Below are 25,883 nucleotides of genomic sequence, written 5' to 3'. Positions count from 1 at the left end.
AAAGTCCTCTTCAGACGACTGAAAGAGTGATTTATAGTCCTTTTGCAGAGGACTAATGAGTTCTTTAGTCCTCTTTTAGAGGACTTTAGCTTTGAGGCAGGGGTTTCAACCCCTGTCGGACTGTCGGGCTCAGGGGAAAGAGCGTGGAAAGTTGACAGCCAGGCATTTTTCCTTCGTTCCTACTGTCTCGGCTGGACGGGCTGACTGCGCTGCAAAAGTTGGCGCGCGTCGGGACTGATGTTGTTTTGGTAGCCAAAGTTCGATCGATCGCTATCATCCAAAATCTGCGGAGTCAGCAATACAATCAACTCCGCTCGCTGGTTAGCCTTATTGGTGCTCCTGAAGAGCGAACCGATAATCGGCAAATCTCCCAAAATCGGAATCTTGTTCGCTGTAATCCGTTCTTCGTCGCGGATAATTCCCGAAACAATCAAAGTCTGACCGTCCCGCAGGCGAATTAACCCCGATTGCAACGATCGCTCGCCCAGCAGCCTGATAGTATTTGTGTTCGGGCCCGTACTCAGGTTTTGCGGGGTGCCCGGTGTCCTGATAATCGGGTTCACCCTTAGAGACACAAAGCCGTTGTCGTCAACGCGGTCGATCGCCACCCCCAACTGCAAACCAGCCCTGTCTTTGACTGCCGTCACCGTTGTGGTACTTGTATTTCCGGTAGTCTGGGTGTCGGACGTGATGTTACTGATCACCTCATCAGTAATATTCACATTCGCCGTTTCTCCTTCTTGAACCACCAAAGTCGGATCGGTCAGGATTTTGGCATTCTGGCTCTGAATAGTGGCCTGCAACGCCGACAGGAACCTCCTGGGATATTGGAACAGCGGGAACAGGCCGAACTCTGCACTTCCCGAAGTGGTTGCCGAGCCTGGAGTGTAATCCGTAATTCCAACTCGCGTCGGGTCATTAGTAATTGGGGCTGTCGGCTCGAGGAAAACACCTTTGGCTGGGCCTTCGAGACCTTGACCTGTAAACGGCACGATACGTCGGCCGTTCGCATCGTAGAAAACATCCGGGGTTCCTAGGGGGTTGTTGACGATCGGTCGAGCGTTGATCCCCCCAAGGGCACTCCCACTGGGCGGATTGATGCCACCAAAATTGAGACTTGCCGCCCCATTGTCATTGACGAAGAAATTGTTATTAATCCCGAAAGAGAAACTGCTGCTAGTGCTGTTGTTTCCCGCCAAGTTGATATCGATCACCTTGACGTTGACAGCTACTTGACGGCGGCGCAAATCTAGCTGCGTCAAGAAAGCTACGGCGATATCAACTTTGCGCGGATCGCCCACCAAAGTGATGGAATTGAGGCGAGAATCCGCAAGCACCGACAGTCCCCTCAACAATAGTGGCCCATTGCCATCTCTAGCGCCGATCGCCTTAATGTCCGGTTCCCGAATTTCCACATCTCGCGCCGCATTTCCCTGCCCCACGCTTTGAATAGTCACCCGAGTAATCGGCAGTTGAGTTTCCGCGCCTTGAGCACTCAAAAAGTTAGCTGCATCCGTAGAGCGAACTTGATTGAGCCGCAGAGTCCGAATGATAATATTGCGTGAGTCGATCGGCAAGCTAGTCCCTACAAAAATCGTCCGCCCCTGGCGGTTAGCTTGCAGCCCGCTGAGCCGCAGCACGTAATTAAAGACATCTTGCACCGACTCATTTTCGATGTCCAAAGAAATCTTTGGCCCTTCATCTGAGCCGGAGGCTCCTGGCTGACCAGGCACTGCGGGCTGGCCCGGTTGAGCAGGGGCCCCGCCACCTGTAAAAGCAATGTTCAAGCCAGCAGCGCGGGCCAGCAGAGCCAAAACGTCCCGGACTGGGGCATCCCGCAGCACCAAGCGGGGGATGCGTTCTCCCGAACTCAGTTCAATATTTCCCGCGCCGGGGGCGATGTTAGACACCGCGATATCTCCCAAGGGCGGAGCAACTGCCCGCGGCTGGAAAGGCGCAGCCTGATTGGTCTGGGATTGTATTTCGCTGGGGAGGGGCGGGCGATCGTTTCTGGTAACAGTAACTTCGGGATTTGGCAGCAACACGCCTGGGTTTTGCGAGGTGCGGACTTGGGGAGCCGGCGGGGGAGGTGTTTGGCTCAGCGGCAGTCCTGGAGGCGGCGGGGGTGGAGTTTGGGCAGACTGTACTGTACCACCCTGTCCGGAAACGCTGAGGACGATGCTTTGGCCTTGTCCCGGCACAATTTGTCCGTTGGGAACTCCGTTGGTGCCGGCTACCACAACGCGGATGCTGTTAGCCTCTACCTGGCTGATTTCTACTGAAGAAATTCCCGGAGCGGGGTTATCTTGACGGAAGCTGTTGCCTTGTGGCAAGCGGAGCTGGGTGTTGATAATTGTGGCTTGGTAAGTATTGCCGTTATTGATGGCGAAAACTTGCGGGCGATCGCCCTTTTCTGTCGCCATCACAATATTTACGCCATTATTACCTTGACTTACTTGCACTCCTGTGACCTGAGTCGGCACTGCCAAGACGGGCGCTTGGGCGATCAGAACTCCTGCAACGCTGCATAAGAGTCCTCCACTTAACCGTAGATGCTGTTTCACGTTCTCTCCTCCACTACACTTTGTTATTTGTTGTTCGCAGTCTTTTGTCGCTAGCTGCTAAACTGACTAAAATATTCTCGATTCGAGCCTTTTTAAAGGAAGAAGTTATGCCCTTTTCGATTTTTAATTTTCGATTGGGAATAACAGATGACATAAGGGTTAGAAGCTATCCTACAGCAATCCTTGCATCATTTGTGAATTTCTTACTCCCTCCCCTTACAAAGGGGAGAGTTGGGGTGGGGTAAAAAAATTACGACTCATGCAAGGATTGCTATACAGTTCCATTACTTTTTGAAACTGGTATTAGAAGAAATTAGATTTTAGAGCCAATTTTTGATTGCCATCTAAAAAATATTTTTCTGACCTTCATACTTTTTTGACTTCTACCTTCAATTCTTCCCATTTCAACCTTTTGCCTTCTGACTTCTTGTTAAAGAGCCATTTTGGAACAATAGCTAATATCTATCCGCCAAACTACCGCTACTTAGCACCAGGACTCGGAGCCGGAGTTGGCGGTTTTTCTTCTTGCTTTAACGGCAGCAGCGCGTGCAAGTCAAAAGCAGTTTTAATTTTAGTTGGTGGCTGCTCCACAGGAACTATTTTCCCTTTCAAAAAGTCAACTTCAATTGGCTGATTTGATGCTAGCAATTCAGATTTCAAATTCCTAACTACCAACAGCGACTGCATCAACTCCAAGTTACGCATAAAATTGCGGGTTTGAGCGAAAGTGCCTTCAAACTCTACCTTAAATTTTTTGCGTCTGAGCTTGCCAGCTAGGGACGGCCCGAAGGAGGTGTCGGCCAGAATATCAGGGTCTGGAGCTCCCGGCGCGGCGGTTGCTGTTGCTGGGGGCATATCCGGCTCAAATTTGGTAATTTTAGCCTTGAGGTCATCTCCTTGCACGCCGGCGTTGATTCTATTAACCAGTTGGGTCATGTCAAGCAAAAGGGTGTTGGCGCTGGCGTCGCTAGCAAACATTGCCGTCACGTTGGCGCGGCGCTGTTTTGCTTCTTCTTGCTTGGCTTCTGCTTCTGCCTTTTTTTGAATTTGAGTTTGCAATTGCAGTTGCGTTTGCTTGCTTTCGCTAAGTTTTTGCTTGAATTCGCCGCTTTTTTGGAATTCGGGAAGTACGAACTGGTAGCCGAGGCCGCCAGCAAGGAGGAGGCCCAGAACCGCGATGCCGATTGCTTGGACTTGGGGTGTCAGCTTAATGCCGAATATTTCCTTAGCCCCTGTATCTTCTGCTTGTCCGCTAGGACTATACTCATTTGCGAATGTCATTATTTTTTCACCTCTGGTTTTTGTGGTTCTAGCACTCCTTTTTCTTGAAGTGTTTCTATCCGTATTGCGAGCCCGTCTGCTTGCTTGCTTCGCAGCTCGGAGAGCAACTCGGAGGCCCCCGTCGGGCTGAGCGTCGTTTCAATTTTATATTCCACCACCGGTCGCAGTTTGGGAAGTTCTGGTGGTGCTGCGTTTTGGTTACGCACTTGTAATTGTGCGGGGTTGTTTTTTAATGTGGCCGCTATCAGTTTGGTATCGGTGTTAAGGAAGAAAGGAGAGCGCTGGACTAGCAACATAAAGTCGTTAACTTGAGCAAAGGTACTGGCTATCCCTGAAATTTGTACTTTTGATGCCTGCTGCGGGACGACGGGGGGGGGAGGTGCTGCCGGGGTGGGGCTGGCTGCTGGAGACGGACTCGCCCCTGGGGAGGCAGCAGGAGTTGCTGCGGGGGGTGGGGGTGCTGCTGCAACGGGGGAGGGACTTGGGTCGATTTGCTCGATTTTGCCAATTTGCACTCCCGCCGGAGTACGGGCACTGAGGTCTTGCAGCATCGCCGACCAAGGTTTAATTTGGTCGAATACTCCGGCTAATGCTTTGTATTCGGCGGTAACTTGGTCGGTTTCGGCGTTGATGGCTTTGATGGTGTTGGCTTGAGTGTTTAACTTTGCCAGTTCTTGGTCGATGGCTGCCTGTTCTGTGGCCAAGTTGTTATTGTCGTTAGTCGCCCACCACCAGGCTCCCATGACTGCGGCGTTGATGCCGAAGGCAAACAGCAGCGCCCCAATTAGGGGCAGTTGGTCTTTGGCTCCACCAGAACTTTTTTTAGCTGAGCTTTTGGCTGCTGCGACGGGTTTGTAGTCCGGACGGTCGTTGAGAAAATTAATATCTAGGCTGTACATGGCTTCACTCGATTTTATAGCAGAAGGAAGAAGGCAGAAGGCACAAGGTAAAAGGTAGAAGGCACGAGGTAGAAGGTAGAAGGTAGAAGGAAAAAGTGATCTACCGCTGATGTTTCAGCAATTAAGAATGTCCTAACAGTCTTGGCTGTTGCTATAGATTTAAATTAGAAATTTTAGATTTTTGACAGAACCCAAGATTGCTGGTACAAGTGAAGGATTTATTTAGGGAAGAAAGAAACAACTTTCTGCCTTCTACTGAAGGAAGGGGCTGCTTCTACCTCAGATATATTCTACCTTTTACCTTCTACCTTCTACCTTCTATCTTCTACCTCCAATATTCTACCTTCTGCTTTCTGCCTTCTTTTTTTGGCAGGGGCTTTTACCTAAAATTCTCAAATCGGTTTTTCTCTCATCTAAAACTGTTAGGTCACATAACCTCCCTCAGTCCTAAACCTAGGGCGACTCCTAAACCTGCTCGCTGTTCTGGGGTAATTTCTTCACTGATTTCGATCCCTAGGGTTTCGATGGGATCGACTTGAGATGCGGGCAAGCTTAATCTTTGCATAAAAAATTCGTCGAGTTTGCCGATCGCAGCTCCCGGGCCTGCTAGCAGCAGTTGCGCTACTTCGAGTTCTTCGCTCTGGTTGAGGTAAAAGTCTACTGAGCGGCGCAGTTCGTCTGCTAGTTCTCCCAATACTTTAATCATCGCATTTGTGCCGGGATTGGCGTCTCCCGATGCGCCCATTGTATCTGTGACGGGCAGGGTCATGCCTTGCAGTTCGCTGGTGTCTCTGGTTGGCGGCAGGTTCATGGCTTGGTTGAGGGCGGTCTGGATTTGGTAGGTGCCGATCGGGATGGTACGGTTGAACTGAGGTATGCCGTCCACTACTATAGCTAACTCGGTGCTGTCAAATTCTATGGCAGTGAGAACTGCTGCTTCTTGGGAGGAAAATTGTTGCAGTTGTTCTTTGAGGGTGCGGATTAGGGCAAAGCTGGTTACTTCTAGTACGTCTATAATCAGTCCGGCTTCTTTGAAGGTTTCGATGTATGTGTCGGTAACTTCTCTGCGGGTGGCTACTAACACGACTTGCACTTTTTCTACTCCGTCGTCATCTACAAATAGGCCTATTTTTTGATAGTCTACGTCGGCGTCTTCTCTGGGAAACGGCAAGTACAGTCCTGCTTCTGCGTTCATGTAATCCCGCAGTTCTTCTTCGTTGAGTTCTGCGGGAACTGGGATGAGGCGGATGACGGCTTCGCGGCCGGGAATGGCTGTGGCTACTCGCTTGGCTTTGATTTTGTTGTCCGCGAGGACGGTACGTATTAGTTCTGCCATTCCCGGCGGATCGACTATTTGTCCTTCTTGTACATAGTCTTCTGGAACTTCTATTGAGGCTAGGATGCCTAATTTTAATGCCTGAGCTTTCTTTTCGAGCTGAATGATGTTGATGCGGTCTGGGGCTATTTCGATCCCGATTCCTGGCTGGCGTTGGGAAAGTAGACCTTTGAAAAAGTTAACCATGTGATTGGGTCGCCGGTAATTGCTATTTTTTTATTTTGTAGTTGGCCAGCCTGATTCAGCGCGCAGGCGTGTTGGAGGGTTGGGTTCCAACTGCCGAAAGAGTGCTGTAATCTCGGTATCCCGCCGTAGCTGCACAGCTCAGTCTGTGTTGCGCGATCGCTAGTTCCGATTTTATGCTATCCAATTTACTTGACAATAGCTATTCTGCTGCGAATGTCAATAAATTCCAGCTCGATCGACCGAAAACCTGCCGATTCTGCACAAAAACCGACTATTTCGCTCGCCGTGCCCAGGTACAAAACTCTGTTACTGACTCGATAGCGCTTGATTCGGGCGATTCCCTACGGGATAGCTTCGCTTCACGCTTTTTTGTCTAACGGTTCCCATAACTCTCAAATTTTATTCTATGAAACGTAAATCTTGGCAACTTTTTGCTGTTTTTGGGCTGGTGGGACTGCTGCTGGCTGCGGTGGTGAGTTGCAGCAAGCCTGCTGTTAATTCCCAGGCAAATAATACGCAGGAAATCGAGTTCTGGACTATGCAGCTTCAACCTCAGTTTACTGAGTATTTCAACAAGACGATCGCCGGTTTTGAAGCGGAAAATCCGGGGGTGAAGGTGCGTTGGGTGGACGTTCCTTGGTCGGCGATGGAAAGCAAGATTTTGGGGGCTGTTTCGGCGAAAACTGCGCCGGATGTGGTGAACCTAAATCCCGATTTTGCTTCGCTGTTGGCGGGACGCAATGCTTGGCTGGATTTGGATTCTCGGATTCCGCAGCAAGTTCGTGAGCTCTATCTCCCAAATATCTGGAAAGCTAGTGTACTCGACGGCAAGACTTTTGGCATTCCTTGGTATCTCACGACTGGGGTGACAATTTACAATACGGAGTTGTTGAAAAAGGCGGGAATTGCTAAGCCTCCTGCTACTTATGCCGAGTTGGCAACTGTTGCGAAGCAGGTGAAGGAGAAGACTGGTAAGTTTGCTTTTTTTGTGACTTTTGTGCCGGAAGATTCGGCGGAAGTTTTGCAATCTTTCGTGCAGATGGGTGTGCCTTTGGTTGATGCTAAAGGCAAGGCGGCTTTTAATACTGCTAAGGGCAAAGCTGTTTTTCAGTATTGGGTGGATTTGTACAAGAACGGACTTTTGCCGCAGGATGTTTTGGTGCAGGGACATCGTAGGGCGATCGAGCTTTATCAAGCTGGGGAAACTACTTTTTTAGCTTCCGGGCCTCAGTTTTTGAAGGCCATTTCTGAGAATGCGCCGAGTATTGGTGCTGTTTCGGCTGCTGCGCCTCAAATTACGGGGGAAACAGGCAAGAAGACTGTGGCGGTGATGAATTTGGTTGTGCCCCGCGACAGCAAGCGCCCTGATGATGCTGTCAAGTTTGCTTTGTACGTGACTAATTCTCAAAATCAGTTGGCTTTTGCTAAGGCTGCCAATGTTTTGCCTTCTACGGTTGAGGCTTTGCAGGACGATTATTTTAAGAACGTTCCGACTGATGCTCCCGCAGCCGATCGAGCTCGGGTTGTTAGTGCTTCGGGGTTGAGTTCAGCCGAGCTATTGATTCCGCCTTTGAAGGATGTTAAGAAGCTGCAAAAGGCGATTTATGACAATTTGCAGGCGGCAATGTTGGATGAGAAGTCGGTAGACCAAGCTGTTGCTGATGCGGCTAAGGCTTGGGATCAAAGGTAGTTTTTTATTGAAGCTGGGGCGGGATTTTTTTTTAGTTCGCCCCTTGCTTTTTTTTGCAGATTGACGTATTATTAAATAATGGGAATCTGTGTCGCCATATATAAGCAGATATCCGCTTTTAAGTTATTATCGAATGATGAAATTACCGCCTCTTCACAACGCGGAGTCCGAGGAGAACCCTGGAGCGGTCAATCTCGACTATTTTAGAGGTAAATGTTTCTTGATCAGAAGGCTCGCTCATCCCAGAAACCGGGTTTATTTATCCCGTGCGATCGCCTTTCTCAATTCAGCTTGATTGATGATTTGTACGAAGATAACCTTAATTCCTCACATATTCATAAATTTGACTTGTGTTAAAATCAAAGCTCAGAATAGGAGAAAATTCTTATGCCAGCGATGACACTCAAAGATTTAAACCAAGTTCAAACCCTTTTTTCCGAAGCGGGTTTAGATTACAAAATTGAACTAGAAGACGGGAGACTTTCAATTATGGGGCCATCAGACATCGTATCCAGTGAAATCAGTAGCCGTCTCATCGCCTTTCTTTTCGCTTGGATAAATCCCCGTCGCTTGGGGAGAGTTTTTGACTCCGCAGGCGGTTTCATCATGCCGGATACGAATGTCAAAGCACCGGATGTTTCTTTTGTGCGTGCCGCCCGCTTGCGCCAAAGTCCGCGTTATTTTGGAGAACTTGTCCCCGATTTGGTGGTGGAGATTAAATCTCAGAGCGATCGCATTAAGCCTATAGAAACCAAGGTTTTGAAGTTTATAGAATTGGGTGCGATCGTCGGAATTCTGATCGATCCTGATGAAGAAACAGTGACTATTTATCGCTCTACAGGTGAACCGACTGTTTTAGGAAATGGCGATATCTTAACAGTAGCAGAACTTTTTCCCGGTTGGGAATTGCCCGTTTCGGAATTGTGGCCTCCTATCTTTACTGAGGAAGAAACACAATTCTGATGGGTTTAAGCTTGGGATTGTTGTTGTTGCAGAAAATAGCCGACGAGATAAAGCGAGCCGCAAAGGATTGTTAGGTTGTCACCTCTAACAGCAGCATCTAAAGCTGTTGTTAAGTCGGGGAAGGCTTGACAGAGGGTTAATTCGGGACAGATAATTTGAGCTAGGGTGGCTAATTCTGCGGGGGATGATGAGTTTTGATCGGGTACGGGTACTAGGTAAAGTCGATCGCCCTTTTTGAGTAATGCTTTTAATATATCGTCGCAGTCTTTAGTCGCAAGAATGCCGATTACCCAGTTAATCGGTGACGGGTGATTGTTGAGGCGATCGACATATTCGCGCAGGGCGATAGCTGCGGCTGGGTTGTGCGCGCCGTCAATTAATATGTTGCGGTTTTTCCAAGTTGTCTGCTGGAGTCTTCCGGGCCATTGGGTTTTGGCGATACCGTTTTCGATGGCGGTTGGGGAAATTTGCCATCCTTGGTTTTGGAGAGTTTGCAAAGTTGCGATCGCAATTGCTGAATTCATTAGTTGAATTTTTCCCAGCAGCGGCAATTGATATTTTATTTTATCCGCATTTCGATTAAACTGATATTCGGCAAATCCTTGTCCTAAATCTATTGCTGGTTTTACCCAAGTTGCCGGACACTCTAATTCTTGAATGCGTTTTTCTACTACTATTCTAGCTGATTCTGGCAATTCTCCGATAACTGCCGGACATTTTGCTTTAAGAATTCCCGCTTTTTCCCCAGCAATATCTGCGACGGTGGGGCCGAGTATTTGCCAGTGTTCCAGACTGATAGAAGTGATGACGCTAGCGAGAGGTGTTTCGCAAACGTTAGTCGCGTCTAATCTACCGCCCAATCCAGTTTCTATGACTGCGATGTCTGTTTTTTGTTCGGCGAAATACAGCCAAGCTGCTGCGGTAATTATTTCAAATTGAGTGGGAGTTTCGGTGTTGTTTTCGGTGGCTGCGACAACTCGTTCTAGACACTGTTGCAATGCTGTTGTAGAAATTGGTTGTTGGTTAATGCAAATTCTTTCTGTCCAATCGATTAGGTGCGGGGATGTGTAGCGTCCAACTCGATAGCCTGCTTCGGCGAGTACGGAAGAGAGATAAGCGCAAACGGAACCTTTGCCATTGGTGCCGGCAATGTGGATAATGGGTACTTGTTGGTGGGGGTTGTCTAATTTTTGGAGAAGTTGGTGAATTCTTTTTAAGCCCAGATGGACGCCGAAATGTTGGTAAGATTGAAGGATGGATTCTGCATTCATTGAGGATTATTGGATTTTTTAACGAACCGCGAAGGCGCGAAGGGCGCGAAGGAAGAAAGGAGATAGATGTCGATTGGTATGAATATTATTTCTCTGTTTTCGGGTTGTGGCGGGTTGGATTTGGGTTTTCGCTTAGCTGGCTTTAATCCGGTTTGGGCGAATGAATATGATAAGTCTATTTGGGATACCTACGAGTTTAACCATCCTGAAACTCTTTTAGAACGCAGAGATATCAGAAAAATCAAATCTGATGAAATTCCCAACTGTATTGGGATAATCGGCGGGCCTCCTTGTCAAAGTTGGAGTGAAGCCGGGGCGAAACGGGGGATTGATGACAGTCGGGGTCAACTTTTCTGGGAGTATATCAGAATTGTGCGGGACAAGCAGCCTTTGTTTTTTTTAGCTGAGAATGTTAGCGGTATCTTGGCCCCCAGAAACAAGGATGCTTTCACTTATATATTATCGCAGTTTGAGGACATCGGGTATCGGGTTTCGTACAAGTTGGTGAATGCTAGAAATTTTGGGGTTCCGCAAGATAGGCAAAGGGTGATTGTTGTTGGTTATCGGCAGAATCTGGGTTTTGGTTTTGAGTATCCCCAACCTGGAACCGAGGTTTTGACGTTGAAAAATGCGATTTTTGATTTGCACGCGATCGCGCCAATGTCAGTTAAGGGTAAATTAGATAATTATCACGATTATGTCCCAAATCACGAATGTGCGGATTTGGGGTTTTCCAGCATTTATATGTCGCGTAATCGAGTTAGAAGTTGGTCAGAACCTTCTTTTACAATTCAGGCAAGTGGCAGACACGCACCTCTCCATCCTCAAGCTAGTAAAATGATTTTGGTTGGCAAAGACAAACGCATTTTTGACCCCAATTCGCCTCTGCCTTACCGTCGGCTTTCTGTGCGAGAGTGCGCGAGAGTTCAGACTTTCCCGGATGAGTTTATTTTTAAGTACAAGTATATTGCTGATGGATACAAAATGGTCGGCAATGCTGTTCCTGTGAATTTTGCTAGAGTTTTGGCAAGTAAAATTTTTGAGGATATTAGAAAGTCGAGCAGATTAACGTCCTAGACTTTACACTAATATTCTTGGTTAGTTTTGCCATTGGTCATCTAGGGTAAAATTCCGGGTATTTTTGACAATAAATACTTGATTTTCTTTGATTAAGTCTCCCGTACAGAAAACGGGCAAGCGTTCTTGATAAGATTTGATGGCGAGGATGTAGTCTTTGTCTGCAAGTTCCGTTTTAATTTTCCGTAGTTGGTCGGCAATGACACCTAGTAAGGTAATCTCGCCACTTAATTTGTCGGCGTTAGGAGTGTGAATTTGAATCACGATTCCCTGAATAGTTGTATTAGGAAGCCCGGTAATTAAATCTGCTAATATTTCCAGTTGAGAGCGCTTTTCGATAACCTCCAATGTCTCTAGCATCAAGTTCATTGACACGGGAAAGTCAGGAAGAGTGGAATTTAAAGGTAGAACGATTTGAGGGGCTTCTGGCTTGATATCGCTGCTTGTCCAAATAATAGCGCGGCTGTCAATTTGTTGTGCTTGTTTCCAACCTTTTGCTTCTAAGTAGTAACTGATTTGCTGAGGTTGGAGATTTTTGAGCAATTCAATATCCTTTATTGTCACATTCATAGTTGTCTCCCGGTTGCGATACGCTGCATGATAGTTGTCAGAGTCTCAGCCGAAAATATATTTGTTCTGGGTATGGAAATAGTGACGGTTTCTTTATTTTCAGTAGATGCTGCACCTTCTAATGATATCCAATAAGCGCAGCGTTTTAAGCAGAGTTCCGCTTCTGTTTGTTGCAGCCAGTCATTTACTCTATCGGGAACAATGACCACAATTATAATTCTAGGAGGATAGGCGTTGCTTGTGCTCAATTCTTCGTAGTTTTTAATGTTTAGGGGATAGCGAAGGCTATTTTCGTTGAGGATATCTCTTGAGGTACATTTGACTTGAAGGTAAAGAATGGGAAAGTTTGGTAAACCTGATGCTGCTATTCCCGTGATAATTAGGTCTACACCCAGCTTGTCTAGAGGAGTAGTTGTTCGCTGGCAGATGCACCCTGCTGCTGAGGCAACGGCGTAAATGTAGGCATAGCTAAATTCTTCTTTTTTGGTGTTGATGTCCATTAAACTGCTAATTCGGTCTTATTTCCAATAGGATAATGATATAAAACAATTAATTGATGTTCTGATAGACATTTTATGGCAAAAGCCAGATTTGTTTAATCGCTCATTTATACTTCAAAGAGTTTGGGTTCGTAGTCTTCTATGATGGTGAATAATAACAGCAGTATATCATCTGTTATTTGAATTTTGTTAACTCGCCAAGATTTTACAGCAGTATATCATCTGTTATTTGAATTTTGTTAACTGACCGAGATTGTGCTGAATCGCATTTATCCCGCGAATATGAGACAGCGGAGAACCTCCATACAAAAAGCTATTCAAACTAACTTGATAATTTTGCTGAACTGCTAAATCTAGCCACAAATTGTTAATTGCATCTCCGGGCTTGTAGTCGGGAATGTTGTGCTGATAGTAAGGAAAACTGTCTATACAAGTATTGAAAAAGTTCTTGCGGCCGCAATGCTTTAAATACTGATATCGCGGCTTAAATTCTGTTGGATTTTCCAATACTGTATATATAGTATCTGCGAGAGATTCTGGGTCAAATTTGGCGTAAAGACCCGCACCTTCGGGGAAAACTGGCGAGTTTCCTCTGGCGTATTGGTTGAATTCTTCAAAACAAATTACTGGTACGTTGCAACTCATGGCTTCGGTAATTCCCCGGTTTTTTCCTTCTAGGAGGGAACCGAGGACGAATGCTTGGGCTCGCGAATAATATGTGGGGATTTCGCTGTAGTAGTCTACTCTTGGCACTAAGTTAATGTAGTCGGAGGGATTGCCTAAAATTGCCTCGACTTGTCGCCATTCTTTTAATGCGTACTCGTCGAGAGTATTCAGGTTGCTAGCATCAAATTCGTGGCCAGTGACTACTGTTAATTTTATCGGTTTTTGCGGATATTTTTGGCGGTAAACTTTTAAGGCTTTGGCTATGATTGGCAAATTTTTTTCTTCGGAAATTCGGGAGACGGCTAGCAAGTCTATGTCTTTGACGGGGACGTTGCGAGGGGAAATTAAGTATTCGTTGATGAAGTCAGTGTCTTGCAGTGGTATGATTGGTTTGTGGGCGCGATCGACATAAGTTTCGCGAAACCACTTTTCTCGCTGCGGGTTTTTGTATAAACTGGAGTAGGCGTCAGCTATGGGGGCCCAGGAGTAGGAGATTCCGGGGGAATAGGTGAAGGAGAAAAATACTGAGGAAAGTTGGGGAAATAGTTTGTTGATGAGTTCGACTGCTTCGCTGAAGTAAATTCCTTTGATGAAACGCCCTTCGTAAAATAGTGGGGGAAGCAAGACGTAGAAACTGACTGTATCGAAGCGGTGGGGTTGGTCTTCAAATATCTCCCAGGTAAAGGCGTCTAAGTCTGCATAAATTTCGGCGATTGGTTTGTTGATGTGGGGGTTGCGTAAATATGGTTTTTGTCGATCGTAGTTTCCGCGTACCATATAATTCTGAGTGTGAGTATCTAGCTTTTTTTATTTAACCGCAGAGGGCGCAGAGGGCGCAGAGAAGAAGAGAGATATTCACAAGTTATCTAGGGGTTGTTCTAGTGATTCATTGTCGCCAATTGTGAGGGCGAGTTGGTAGATTTGGCGGCGGGGGAGGGATGTTTGTTGCGCTAGCTGGCGGCTGGCTTGGGAACGACTTATGCCTTCTGCAATTAATGTTTGCAATTCTGCTTTGATGGCGTCTTCGGAAAATATTGGGGCTGCTGTTTGGATACCGGCAATTACAAGCGTAAATTCTCCCTGGGGTTCGCGATTTGTGTAAAGTGCGATCGCACTTTCTATACTACCACGCCAAAACTCTTCGTGCATTTTCGTCAATTCCCTCGCCAGCACAATCTGTCTCTCGCTTCCCAAAGTATTTGCTAAATCTTGTAAAGTTTGCCGCAATCGGTGCGGAGATTCGTATAATATTATAGTGCGGGATTCTATTTGCAAAGCTTCTAAACTCTGTTGGCGTTCTTGACCTTTCACGGGTAAGAAACCTTCAAATACAAATCTATCTGTGGGTAATCCCGATGCAGTTATCCCAACTATGCAAGCGGTCGGGCCGGGAATCGGAATAATGTTAATATTAGCATCGGCGCAAGCTTTGACTAACTCGGAACCGGGGTCAGAAATTCCCGGCATTCCAGCATCGGTAACGAGGGCAATACTCTTCCCTAATAGCAGTTTGTCGATGAGTTCGGGGAGTCGCTGGTGTTGGTTGTGTTCGTGATAGCTGATTTGGGGGGTTTTGATTTGAAAGTGGTGCAAAAGTTTGCCTGTATGGCGGGTATCTTCGGCGGCGATGAAGTCTACTGTTTGCAAGATTCGGATGGCGCGAAAGGTCATGTCTTCGAGGTTGCCGATCGGGGTTCCTACGATGTAAAGTGTTCCTGTATTGGGATTTGGCTGCATTTTGATATTTTGAAGTTTTTAACCGCAGATAAAGCACGGGCGGGACGCCCATGCCACAACATATTTAAGAAGATATGAAAACTGGATTGTTTTTGGGATTAGGGACTTTAGATTTAGTTTATTTGGCTGTTCAGCCTCCGGGTGAAAATCAGAAAGTTGTTGCTTCTGATTGTACCATTGCTGCGGGCGGGCCGGCGGCAAATGCGGCGGTCACTTTTAGCTATTTGGGGAATGCGGCGGTATGGGCTGGTGTTTTGGGCACTCACGCGATCGCCCAATTAATTCGTGCAGACTTAGCGGAGTATAATGTCAGGATAATTGATTTGGATCCCGGGCGATCGCACTCGCCGCCAGTTTCCTCGATTATTGTAACTGAAGCAACGGGCGATCGATCGGTAATTTCCATCAATGCTACGAAATCGCAAGTTGACAGTCAAACAATTAACCATGATATTTTAACATCAGTTAGTATTGTACTGCTTGACGGACATCAAATCGCAGCCAGCAAAGAAATTGCTCAACTTGCCAAGTCAAAAAACATTCCCATTGTCCTCGACGGTGGCAGTTGGAAACCCGGATTAGAGGAAATATTACCTTTTATTGAATGGGCGGTATGTTCCGATAATTTTCATCCACCCGACTGCGACAATTCCGAAGAAGTCTTTGCTTACCTGTCAGCAGCCGGAATTTCCCATATTGCCATCACTCGCGGCGAAAAATCAATTTTATACCTCAGCAATGGCAGTTATGGCAGTATAGAAGTACCTCAAATTCAAGCCACAGACACTTTAGGCGCTGGCGACATCTTTCACGGCGCTTTCTGTCACTACATTTTGCAAAATAACAACTTTACAGATACTCTCACCGCAGCAGCTACAATCGCTTCCCATTCCTGCAAAAACTTTGGAACCCGCGCCTGGATGAATAAGAGTTAATTTTTAATTAAAATTAACCAAACTATCCGGTTAAAACCACTCAAAGATAGAAAAGTTGAACTAGCAACACCTGTTAAGTTAAAATCCTGACAGCAACCTCGACAAAATTTGTGAACTTCTCTCTTCTCTTCCTTCGCGCCCTTAGCGCCTTCGCGGTTCGTTAACAAAATTGCTATATTAGTAAGACAAGTTAAAGTCACACAAAACACTCCCAAAACAACATACCCCAATCATGCCTGACACCCAACCCCTAACTATCACCCTTCCCCCTTTGCGGATTACCCTAACAGAACAACAGCAAGTTAACCTAGAATGGCTGACACAAAACTTGCCCAATCTACTCAGCCCAAGCAAACAAGAAGTCCCCGACAATATGAAACAGTGGGTGGCGGCAAACAAATTATTAAATCAACCAGACGCAGAAATCATTCAAGCCTTAATAAATACGGGCATAGATGCGGAAACAGCCACCGCAGAAGTTAGGGAAATCTCATCTCATCCCTACTTTCAAGCAGGTAGTCAGTACGTGCAGTTATTGCAGAAATTAGAATCGCATCTCAGGATTAATAATCAATTAGCTGCATTGTCTTCCAAGTTTGGCACAATCGAACGCAAAAGCAGCCTTTCTAGAGAGTATTTTCTTGAAAATTACTACGCAAAAAATACTCCAGTAATTATTACCAATATCATGCACAACTGGAAAGCATTGCAGTTGTGGACGCCGGAGTATTTGCAGCAAAAATATGGCGATGCAGAGGTACAAATTCAAGCAAACCGCAATTCCGACCCGAATTACGAAATCAAGATTGAAAATCACAAAAAAATTGTTTTGTTCCGCAAATATGTAGAGATGGTGGTCAAGGGCGGGCCTAGCAACGACTACTACATGGTTGCTAACAACCAAACTCTTGAAAGAGAGGAATTTAAACCCCTATTCAATGACATTGAAATTTTCCCAGAATACCTAAACCCAACGGATACAAAAGGCAGAGTTTTCTTTTGGTTCGGCCCGAAAGGCACGATTACGCCGCTACATCATGACCCTGTTAATTTAATTTTAGCGCAAGTGTCTGGCCGCAAACTAATTAAATTGATTTCTCCGCAACAAACACCTCTGCTTTATAATCACGTCGGAGTTTTCAGCAAGGTGGACGGCGAAAATCCCGATTATGACAAATACCCGCTTTACAGAGATGCGAAAATTATTGAAGTAATTTTGGAACCGGGAGAGGCTATTTTTATTCCTGTCGGTTGGTGGCATCATGTAAAATCATTGGAGGTTAGTATTTCGGTTTCGTTTACTAATTTTGTGTTTCCCAATTATTATGAATGGAAATATCCTCATATTAATTGGTAACTTTGCCAAGAGGAAGAAGGAGGCAGAGCCCATTGGTGAGAAATTAAGACTAAAACCCTAAAAAATGTCGCTTTTTATCTAGTCTAGATCCCCCTAAATCCCCCTTAATAAGGGGAGTAGGGGTTGACTTTGAAAACCCTCTTGTCCCCCCCTTGTTAAGGGGGGTTAGGGGGGATCTAGACTTCGATAAAAACAAGAGATACAGTCGGTTTGACGTTAAGTTGTCACCAATAAACTCTGCTTGGAAGTGAAATCTGTGTTAATCGGCGTTCATCTGCGGTTCAAAAAAAAAGAAATTCATGAAAACTCTCGAAGAAATCAGCGAAATTGCCCGATCGATCGCCTGGAGTGCATCAGATATCCTACAATCCTATTATCGGCAGGATTCCAACACTCCTAACCTCGACATCCAAGAGAAAAAAGATGGCCCCGTCACCGCCGCCGATGTCGCTGTCAATTCTTACATTCTCGACGAATTGCAGTCGGCTTTAGGGAATGCACAATTTGGCTATCTCAGCGAAGAAACTTACAAATCTTATTTAGAAAAAAACGGTCAAATTCCCTTACCTCAAAGTTGGGTTTGGATTATTGACCCTTTGGATGGAACGCGAGATTTTATTGACAGGACAGGGGAATTTGCTGTTCACATTGCTTTAGCCTTCGAGGGAAGACCGGTATTAGCAGTTGTGACTTGGCCCGAACAGCAAAAGATTTATTACGCAATCCGCGATGCGGGTGCTTTTATGGAAAGTCGGGACGGTTCTGCGGTCAAATTGCAGGTTTCGGCGCGAAATATAGTGGCCGATTTATCTATAGTAACCAGCCGCAGTCACCGGGGCGATCGCTTTAATCAATTGTTACAAAAACTACCTTGTCAAAATCAAATAGCTGTCGGTAGTATCGGCTGTAAAATTGCAACAATTGTCGAACAAAAAGCTGATGTTTATATTGCGCTTTCGGGAAAGTCTGCGCCGAAGGATTGGGATTTAGCCGCGCCGGAATTGATTTTGACGGAAGCGGGCGGTCAATTTACTCGTTTTGACGGTTCTGCTTTGCAATATAACCGGGGAGATGTGAGTCAGTGGGGGGGATTGTTGGCGAGTAACGGTTGCTGTCACGCTGCTTTGTGCGGGCACGCTGAGGCGATTTTAGCAGGGATAGATGGGAGTTTGAAGTAAGTGCGACGATCGCCCGTAAAGATGGTAAGGAATAGCTGGTAGGGACGACTTTTACCATAAATCTTGGCAATCGCTAACATTATACATCAACCCGCCCCTGGCACCTATCTATCAAAAATCCCGCTCTTAATATTTCAGTATCATCACACTTGCTATTGAACGGTTTTTGTGATATTTCATCCACCTCGCGCTGGCTCATCCGTAATATTACTTAATAAATTTCCCCATCTTTATCAAAACTTTAATTAAAAAAGTGTTTATAAAGAAAAGTTTATATAGATTTTCATAAAAAACAGTTATGGTTACTACAACATTCAGAAAAAGTTTCCGATGCAAGTCGCGAAACAGGAAAATTATTGTCTTTTTTTAGCTATCAAATAGGTGTATTATGCCAAATTTAAATAATCAAGTTTCAGGAAGTGCGATCGCCTTTATCGACACTCAAGTTGAAAATTATAAAAGTTTGATTGCCGGGGTAAAACCGGGTACGGAAGTAGTCGTTTTGGATGGGAAGCAGGATGCGATCGACCAAATTACTGATATTTTAGCTCTTCGTACCAATATTGACAGCATTCACATAGTTTCTCACGGTGCTCCGGGTAGCTTGCAATTGGGCGACGGTAGCTTGAGTTTAGATGATATAGAGTGCGATCGGCAGGATCTAAAGCAGTGGTTTTCGCCCCTAACCGACTCACTCAGCAAAAATCGACCGAATATCCTGCTGTACGGGTGCTCAGTAGCAGCAGGCGAGACAGGTAAAGCATTTGTCAAACGGTTGAGTGAGTTAACCGGGGCAAGAGTTGCGGCTTCCCAAAACCTCACGGGAAGTGTAGCAAAGGGCGGGGACTGGGAACTGGAAGTCAGAACCGGGAAAATAGAAACGCCGCTGGTATTTGAAGCCGAAGTATTAGCAGGTTACGAATATGTTTTTGCCAACTTTAGTAAGGCTACCACCTTCTCAGCAGGGGGAACAGGGCCTTTCTCTCTTGTAGTCGGCAAGTTGAACTCAGACAACTTTCCTGACTTAGTTGTTGGAAATATTGGCAGTACCAAAAACGCGACTGCGTTGCTGGGAACGGGTACGGGCAGCTTCGGTACTGCTACTCCCCTACCTAACTCCAGCAGCGAATTTCCCGTATCTATTGCTGTTGGCGACTTTTTTAACCCAGACGGTTTCTCGGATATAGCAATAGCCAGTCCTGGTGGGGGGCCACCCGGTTCTAGCAATATTGTCATTTGGCCGGGGACAAGTACAGGTAGCTTCGGTACTCCTACCAACATTAGCGGAGTCAATCCCTCTTTTGTCGCTGCGGGAGACTTCAACAAAGATGGACGGACTGACCTCGCGACAGGAAATAATCAAATTTCTATCCTGCTGGCGACACCGACAGGTAGTTTTGGTACTCCCACCAACATTAGCCTAGGGCCAGGAGGAAGTGACACTTTTATTGCAGTAGCAGACTTTGATGGTGACGGCAATCTTGACTTAGTTCCCACTAAGAGAGTGCTCAATCGGGTGTACTTTTTAAAAGGAGATGGTACGGGTAATTTTGGCCCTACGACTAACTTTACTGGTGTAGGAGGCGATCCGCGTTCTCTGGCAGTAGGGGATTTTAATAAAGATGGCAAACCAGATTTAGTTACAGCTAACTATAGCTCTAACAATGTCTCTGTTTTGTTGTGGAATTCAACCACAAATAGCTTTAACCCTGCTGTTGCTTTTGGTGTGGGAACTAATCCTGAATCTGTAGCAGTCGGCGACTTTAATGCCGACGGAAATTTAGATATTGTTACGGCAAATTATGGTTCTAACAGTGTCTCAATTCTGTCGGGAGATGGTGGAGTAAATTTTGGGATTGCTACCAACTTTAATGTCGGAACGGGACCTCGTGCCGTAGCAGTAGCAGACTTGAATTCAGACGGATTTTCCGATTTAGCTACAGCAAACAGCGGTTCTAACGATGTCTCAATTTTGCTCAATGTTGTCGCAAATTTTGGGGCTACTACTTACAGCGGGACGGAAGGAACGGCGGATACAACAGTCAATATTCCCGTTACTATCAGCGGCACTCCCGACGCTGACGTGACAGTACCAATTGTCATCGACCCCAGCAGTACAGCCACCGAAAATTCCGACTACACCATTTCCCCTACATCGATTACATTCCCCGCCGGCACTACTACTCTCACCCAGAATGTTGCAGTTACTATCAAACCTGACAATCTCCCTGAAAACGCCGAAACCGCAATTCTCAACTTTGGCACAATCACCGGAGGCGTTGCAGGTACAACAAAACAAACAACACTAACTATTGCAGCCAACGGTACTGTTTCTTATGCCATTGCCGCTGGTACTGCCAGCATTCCCGAAGGCAATAGCGGCACAAAACCTCTGACTTTCACTGCCACTCGCAGTGGCAACACAGGCTGGGCCAGTAGCGTCAATTATACGATCGCCGGAACAGCTACAAACGTCAGCGATTACAACAACATCGGTGGCACTTCAGGGGCAACTGCTGCTACTGGCACAATTAATTTTGCCGCCGATGAAACATCCAAAACCATTACTCTCGATGTATTAGGCGACACCCTAGCTGAACCCGACGAAACCATAGCCGTCACCCTTTCAAGTCCCACAGGCCCGGGCGTAACACCGACAATTACCACTGCTACCGCTACCACAACTATTACTAATGATGACAAAGCTGGCTTTACTATTAACCCAACAGCATTAACTACAAGTGAAGTCGGTGGCACTGCTACCTTCACAGTCAAACTCAACTCTCAACCCACTGCTGATGTTACTTTCGCTTTGAGGAGTGACAATCTATCCGAAGGAACAGTTTCAACTAATAGCTTAACTTTCACTTCTGGTAACTACAATGAACCGCAAACAATAACAGTGAGTGGTGTTGACGATTTAGTAGCTGATGGCCCTCAACCTTACAAAATTGTCACGGCTGCTGCTGTCAGCACCGATCCTAATTTCAATAACCTCGATCCTGATGATGTCACCGTCACAAACAGTGACAATGAAACTCCGGGAATTACGGTGAATCCGACGGCGGGATTGACTACTGGTGAAGATGGCACTAAGGCTAACTTTACTGTGGTTCTGAATACTAAGCCGACTGCTGATGTGACTATCGGTTTGAACAGTTCCAATGTTGCCGAAGGAACAGTTTCGACTAATAGCTTAACTTTCACTCCTGCTAACTGGGATACACCCCAGCCGGTGACAGTAACAGGGGTTAATGATAGCATTGTTGACGGCAATATTGGCTACAAGATTCTCACGGCGGCTACTGTTAGTACAGATCCGATTTACAACAACCAAGATGTAGCGGATGTTAGCCTCAGCAATAAAGACGATGATACGGCTGGTATTTCTATTACTCCCACGGCAACAACTGCTACAGAAGGCGGCGCGACGGGCAATTATGCGCTCAAGTTAACGTCACAGCCGATCGCCCCTGTTACGATTAACTTTAATGCCGGAAGTGAAATAAATGCGATCGCGCCTGTTACCTTTGACAGCACGAATTGGAATGTTGCCAAAACAGTCACAGTCACCGCTACCGACGATAGCAAAGCCGAAGGTACGCACACGGGTACGATCGCTCACACTGTTACCAGTACAGACACTAAGTATAGCGGTCAGACTATTCAGGATGTAAATGTAGCTATTACCGACAACGACACAGCAGGTGTCAGCATTTCTGCGACGAACACAACGGCTACAGAAGGCGGCGCGAATGGCAGTTATACAGTCAAACTCAACAGCCAACCGAATGCCCCTGTAACTATCACTCTCACAACAGGTAATCAGATTCAGGCGATCGCCCCTGTGACTTTCACTCCCCTTAATTGGGATAGTGTTCAAACCGTTACGGTGAAAGCTGTAGATGATACGGTTGTCGAAGGAGCGCACAGCGGTAATATCACTCACAGTGTGAGCGGTGGTGACGCTAAGTATAATGTGGTTGTGGTTCCAGGGGTGACAGTGGCGATTACGGATAACGATGTAGCGCCACCGACACCGACGCCGACAACTGGTACTCCGACACCAACGCCGACAACTGGTACTCCGACACCAACGCCAACTCCGACACCAACGCCGACAACTGGTACTCCGACACCAACGCCAACTCCGACACCGACGCCGACAACTGGTACTCCGACACCGACGCCGACAACTGGTACTCCGACACCAACGCCGACAACTGGTACTCCGACACCGACGCCGACAACTGGTACTCCGACACCGACACCGACAACTGGGACTCCGACACCGACACCGACAACTGGGACTCCAACACCAACACCGACAACTGGGACTCCAACACCAACACCGACAACTGGGACTCCAACACCAACACCACTGACACGTGTTGGTACCATCGACACACAGAAGAATTGGTGCGGCGTAGAAGCTGGATTGGATAAACTTGAGAAAATTCTTGACGACCAATTACAGGCAGTTAACCTACCCATTGTCGGCCCGCTGAAGAACATTTCCCCAGATTTTATTAGCAACATCAAGACTAAGCTAGTCGATACGATTAAAAATGGGGCTAATCAAAGTTTGAGTCAGTTAGAAAATAGCCTCCGCACTGCTCTTGGATCGAACTACACTGTTGCTCTAACTGGGAATTCTAATGCTGATGAAAGTACCTTGCTAATTACTCTGGGCAGGCAATATCAGTTCCCAGACATTAATCTCTCTAAAAACTTAGGAGTCCCAGCATTAAGTTTAGATGTAGATGGAAAAGCAGAATCACAATTCAACTACAACTTGTCTCTAGGAGTTGGTGTCAATAAAGATTTCGGGTGCTACATAGATACTGACAAAACTAAGTTAACCGCCAACATTGACTTAGGTCTAGATGACCAATTCAAGGCTAAAGGCAACTTAGGTTTTTTCCAAGTTGACCTAGCAAACGATGCCAACAACCCTACTAAAGTCGATGCCAACCTCGAAGTCAAGCTCAATGACTTAGACAATCTGGGCGGCCCGAATGATGGCGATCGCCTCACCTTGCCAGAATTGCAAGGCAACTATCAATTTAAAGACTTATTCAAGGCCAGCTTAAAGAGCGATGCTAATCTCGGTCTCACAGCAAAAACCAGCATCAACGGCAATGCTTCATTCCCGTCCTATAACTTCGACTTAGCAGTTAATTGGCCGATCCTGAATTACGATAACGGTCAATTAACTGGCCCGCAAAAGCCCGCAGTTGCATTTAACAATATGCAACTAGATTTGGGAACATTTGTCAATAACTTTGCCAAACCAATTATCGGTAAAATTTCCGATGTCATTAAACCATTTCGACCAGTTATCAACTTTCTGAATGCCGACACCAAATTACTCTCTAAACTAGGTATAGCGGGACCATTCGATAAAAATGGGGATGGCAAAGTCAGTGTACTAGAGCTGGCAGCCAAAATCTCTAATACCGATATTGATACTCGCTTTTTAGATGCGGTTGCCAAGGTTGATAAAGTGGTTGATTTGGCCAACCAAATAGCGAGTTCTCCCGATAAAATCGACTTAGGTTCCTACACTCTGGGGAATATAGATGTTGCCGATAACAGTGCGAATCTTCAAAATGCTTCGCCAGTGCCAAAAACGGCCCTACAGCAAACCGCCAATCAACAAATCAACTCCAAAACAAGTGGCAAGGTCAAGGAATTTTTAAATGCTTTACAAGACATTGATGGCTTTGATGTGCCCCTCTTGACCAAACCGCAAACTGCGATTCAGTTACTGATAGGTAAACCGGATGTTCCGGTATTTACCTATCAGATGCCAAAACTGGGATTTGACTTTAATATTCGGAAAGATTTTCCGATATGGGGGCCGCTTAAGGGTTTACTGGAAGGCAAGTTTAGTGCTGCCGCTCATCTAGGATTTGGGTACGATACCTACGGATTAAATGAGTGGAAAAAATCAAATTTTGCTTCGGGTTCTGCTAGCAAAGTTTTGGATGGATTTTATGTGAGCGATCGCGAAAATGCTGACGGCACTGGGCCAGATGTTGACGAACTCACACTTGACGCTAGCATTGCAGTTGGTGCAGGGTTGGATGTTGGCATTGCCGAGGGTTATGTCAAAGGCGGAATTCAAGGAAAGGTAGGCATTGATTTGATAGATATCGGAGAGTTCCAGCCCAAACAAGGGGGCGACGGAAAAATCCGAACATCGGAAATTACTTCCCGTATCAGCAAACCATCGGAACTGTTTGATGTAACAGGACAAGTTAATGCTTTCTTGGGTGCTCAAGTTAAGACAATTTCAGTCAAATTCTGTGAGAAAACTTTCAAAATTTTTCGGAAGCGCATCAGTATACCTTATCCTTGCGGATTAGATTACAAAACAGTTTACGATAATAACTTTGCCACATTTGAGTTAGCTAAGTTTAGTTTAGGGCCGAGTTCTAGCACTAGGGGAAAAGCAATTAACGGTTACATGGCCGGGGCGACAGTCTTCTTCGATGCCAACTTTAATGGAGTTCAGGATGAAAACGAACCGTTTTCAATTACTAACGCAGAGGGCAGCTTTGACTTAGATGTCTCTCTTGACCAATTCGACAAAAATAATAGCGGCGACCTCGAACCGACTGAAGGCAAAATTGTACTCATAGATGGCATCAATACCTCTACTTATTTGCCACAGCAAACGCCTCTATTTGCCACACCAGATACTATTGTCGTCACTCCGTTAACTACCCTATTGACCGAGTTGATCGAGCAAGGTACTGACCCTAATCAGGCGCAAATTCAGGTAAAATCTGCACTAGGACTGTCGTCAGAAATTGACTTGACTAGCTACGATCCGTTACAGGCAATTACTCAAAACGATCCGAATGGTTTAGCGGTTTATGCAGCCCACGCTCAGGTGCAAAATACCATTGTTTTAGTCACAGATTTAATTAGCGGTGCTTCAACTACCGCGAAAAATGAGATTGCCGATGGCGTAATTTCCGCCGTTGCCAATCAAATTAAAACTGGCCCTCTAGACTTAAGCAATTCCACCCAATTGGAGGCGATTATTCAGTCGGCAGCGAGTCAACAGCAAGCACCGCAACTCTCTAGTATTGCCTCGGATGCTGCCCAAATTATTGCCGAGGTAAATCAGCGAATTGGTGCGATCGCATCCAGCAATACCTCGCCCTCAGATGCCGCAACAGAAATCGCCCGCATACAAAAAGTCGCACAAGGAGAAGTAGCCCAAGATTTACTGCAAGTCGCAGCCGGAAATAAAACGATTCAGTCGGCGATTTCCGAAAATACTGGTGCATCTCTAAATACCAAAATTCAGGCGGCGACAGCTAACAACCCAACAGTCCGCAATACCTTAGATACTGATGACTCTAGCGCACCATCTACACCCGATGAACCATTCCCAGAAAGCGGTATTGAATTCGTTAAAGATGGGGAAAATACTACCGAAAGCACGGATGGCGACGATACCCTTATGGGCAGCGCTAGCGATGATATATTGCGCGGTAAAAAAGGAAATGACTTGCTGTTTAGTCTTGATGGCAATGATTGGATGAATGGCAATCAGGGGAACGACTTAACAGATGGTGGAACCCACATTCCGCAGATGTGGGTGGAATTTTTTTATCAGTTGTAAAAAGTGGGAACCCCAAAGTTTTTCCGTTGAA

16 protein-coding genes are annotated in these 25,883 nt (G+C 46.1%); 7 read left to right on the top strand and 9 right to left on the bottom strand.

Annotated features, from left to right (window positions below; translation table 11 throughout):
- Positions 1-179: 179 nt before the first annotated feature.
- The 4 genes from QUA43_RS24025 to pilM all read right to left on the bottom strand — a co-directional run bounded on the left by QUA43_RS24025 (position 180) and on the right by pilM (position 6,266).
- Positions 180-2,564: an AMIN domain-containing protein gene (locus QUA43_RS24025; RefSeq protein WP_333377063.1), complete on the bottom strand. Its 2,385-nt coding sequence runs from the start codon at positions 2,562-2,564 to the stop codon at positions 180-182.
- 480 nt (positions 2,565-3,044) lie between these two features.
- Positions 3,045-3,845 (bottom strand): pilus assembly protein PilO, encoded by an 801-nt coding sequence (locus QUA43_RS24020; protein WP_333377061.1) that lies wholly within the window; start codon positions 3,843-3,845, stop codon positions 3,045-3,047.
- Positions 3,845-4,744 (bottom strand): PilN domain-containing protein, encoded by a 900-nt coding sequence (locus tag QUA43_RS24015; RefSeq protein ID WP_333377059.1) that lies wholly within the window; start codon positions 4,742-4,744, stop codon positions 3,845-3,847. The genes QUA43_RS24020 and QUA43_RS24015 overlap by 1 nt, the downstream gene beginning before the upstream one ends.
- A 427-nt stretch (positions 4,745-5,171) precedes the next feature.
- Positions 5,172-6,266, bottom strand: a complete 1,095-nt coding sequence (gene pilM / locus QUA43_RS24010) for a type IV pilus assembly protein PilM (protein ID WP_333377058.1) — start codon at positions 6,264-6,266, stop codon at positions 5,172-5,174.
- 406 nt (positions 6,267-6,672) lie between these two features.
- Here pilM and QUA43_RS24005 point away from each other — a divergent pair, with 406 nt between their 5' ends.
- Together QUA43_RS24005 and QUA43_RS24000 are read left to right on the top strand one after the other, a co-directional pair.
- Positions 6,673-7,956, top strand: a complete 1,284-nt coding sequence (locus QUA43_RS24005; RefSeq protein ID WP_333377056.1) for a sugar ABC transporter substrate-binding protein — start codon at positions 6,673-6,675, stop codon at positions 7,954-7,956.
- Positions 7,957-8,343: 387 nt separating this feature from the next.
- Complete coding sequence (locus QUA43_RS24000; RefSeq protein WP_333377054.1) at positions 8,344-8,919, top strand: Uma2 family endonuclease; 576 nt, start codon at positions 8,344-8,346, stop codon at positions 8,917-8,919.
- A 5-nt stretch (positions 8,920-8,924) separates the two neighbouring features.
- Here QUA43_RS24000 and QUA43_RS23995 read toward each other — a convergent pair whose 3' ends face one another.
- Positions 8,925-10,190, bottom strand: coding sequence for a folylpolyglutamate synthase/dihydrofolate synthase family protein (locus tag QUA43_RS23995; RefSeq protein ID WP_333377052.1), 1,266 nt, complete (start codon positions 10,188-10,190; stop codon positions 8,925-8,927).
- Between the two features lie 78 nt (positions 10,191-10,268).
- Between QUA43_RS23995 and QUA43_RS23990 the strand changes: the two genes are divergently transcribed.
- Positions 10,269-11,267, top strand: coding sequence for a DNA cytosine methyltransferase (locus QUA43_RS23990; RefSeq protein ID WP_333377051.1), 999 nt, complete (start codon positions 10,269-10,271; stop codon positions 11,265-11,267).
- Positions 11,268-11,288: 21 nt separating this feature from the next.
- Here QUA43_RS23990 and QUA43_RS23985 read toward each other — a convergent pair whose 3' ends face one another.
- From QUA43_RS23985 to rsmI, 4 genes are all read right to left on the bottom strand, one after another.
- Positions 11,289-11,837, bottom strand: a complete 549-nt coding sequence (locus QUA43_RS23985; RefSeq protein ID WP_333377049.1) for a hypothetical protein — start codon at positions 11,835-11,837, stop codon at positions 11,289-11,291.
- Positions 11,834-12,337, bottom strand: coding sequence for a DUF4365 domain-containing protein (locus QUA43_RS23980; protein ID WP_333377047.1), 504 nt, complete (start codon positions 12,335-12,337; stop codon positions 11,834-11,836). The genes QUA43_RS23985 and QUA43_RS23980 overlap by 4 nt, the downstream gene beginning before the upstream one ends.
- 225 nt (positions 12,338-12,562) lie before the next feature.
- Entirely contained in the window at positions 12,563-13,780 is a 1,218-nt protein-coding gene (locus tag QUA43_RS23975; protein WP_333377045.1) for a glycosyltransferase, read from the bottom strand.
- Positions 13,781-13,858: 78 nt separating this feature from the next.
- Positions 13,859-14,740, bottom strand: a complete 882-nt coding sequence (gene rsmI, locus QUA43_RS23970) for a 16S rRNA (cytidine(1402)-2'-O)-methyltransferase (RefSeq protein WP_333377043.1) — start codon at positions 14,738-14,740, stop codon at positions 13,859-13,861.
- A gap of 74 nt (positions 14,741-14,814) precedes the next feature.
- Between rsmI and QUA43_RS23965 the strand changes: the two genes are divergently transcribed.
- The 4 genes from QUA43_RS23965 (at position 14,815) to QUA43_RS23950 (ending at position 25,852) form a co-directional block, all read left to right on the top strand.
- Positions 14,815-15,675, top strand: a complete 861-nt coding sequence (locus QUA43_RS23965) for a PfkB family carbohydrate kinase (protein WP_333377041.1) — start codon at positions 14,815-14,817, stop codon at positions 15,673-15,675.
- Between the two features lie 232 nt (positions 15,676-15,907).
- Positions 15,908-17,032 (top strand): cupin-like domain-containing protein, encoded by a 1,125-nt coding sequence (locus QUA43_RS23960; protein ID WP_333377039.1) that lies wholly within the window; start codon positions 15,908-15,910, stop codon positions 17,030-17,032.
- 299 nt (positions 17,033-17,331) lie between these two features.
- Positions 17,332-18,210, top strand: a complete 879-nt coding sequence (locus QUA43_RS23955) for an inositol monophosphatase family protein (RefSeq protein ID WP_333377038.1) — start codon at positions 17,332-17,334, stop codon at positions 18,208-18,210.
- A gap of 388 nt (positions 18,211-18,598) precedes the next feature.
- Positions 18,599-25,852 (top strand): DUF4347 domain-containing protein, encoded by a 7,254-nt coding sequence (locus QUA43_RS23950; RefSeq protein WP_333377036.1) that lies wholly within the window; start codon positions 18,599-18,601, stop codon positions 25,850-25,852.
- Positions 25,853-25,883 lie beyond the last annotated feature (31 nt).

It is taken from the genome of Microcoleus sp. N9_B4, from assembly GCF_036701635.1.
Classification (GTDB): Bacteria; Cyanobacteriota; Cyanobacteriia; order Cyanobacteriales; family Microcoleaceae; genus Microcoleus.
The sequence above is the reverse complement of the archived record's forward strand: the minus strand, read 5'-3'. Positions and strand labels throughout refer to the sequence as shown.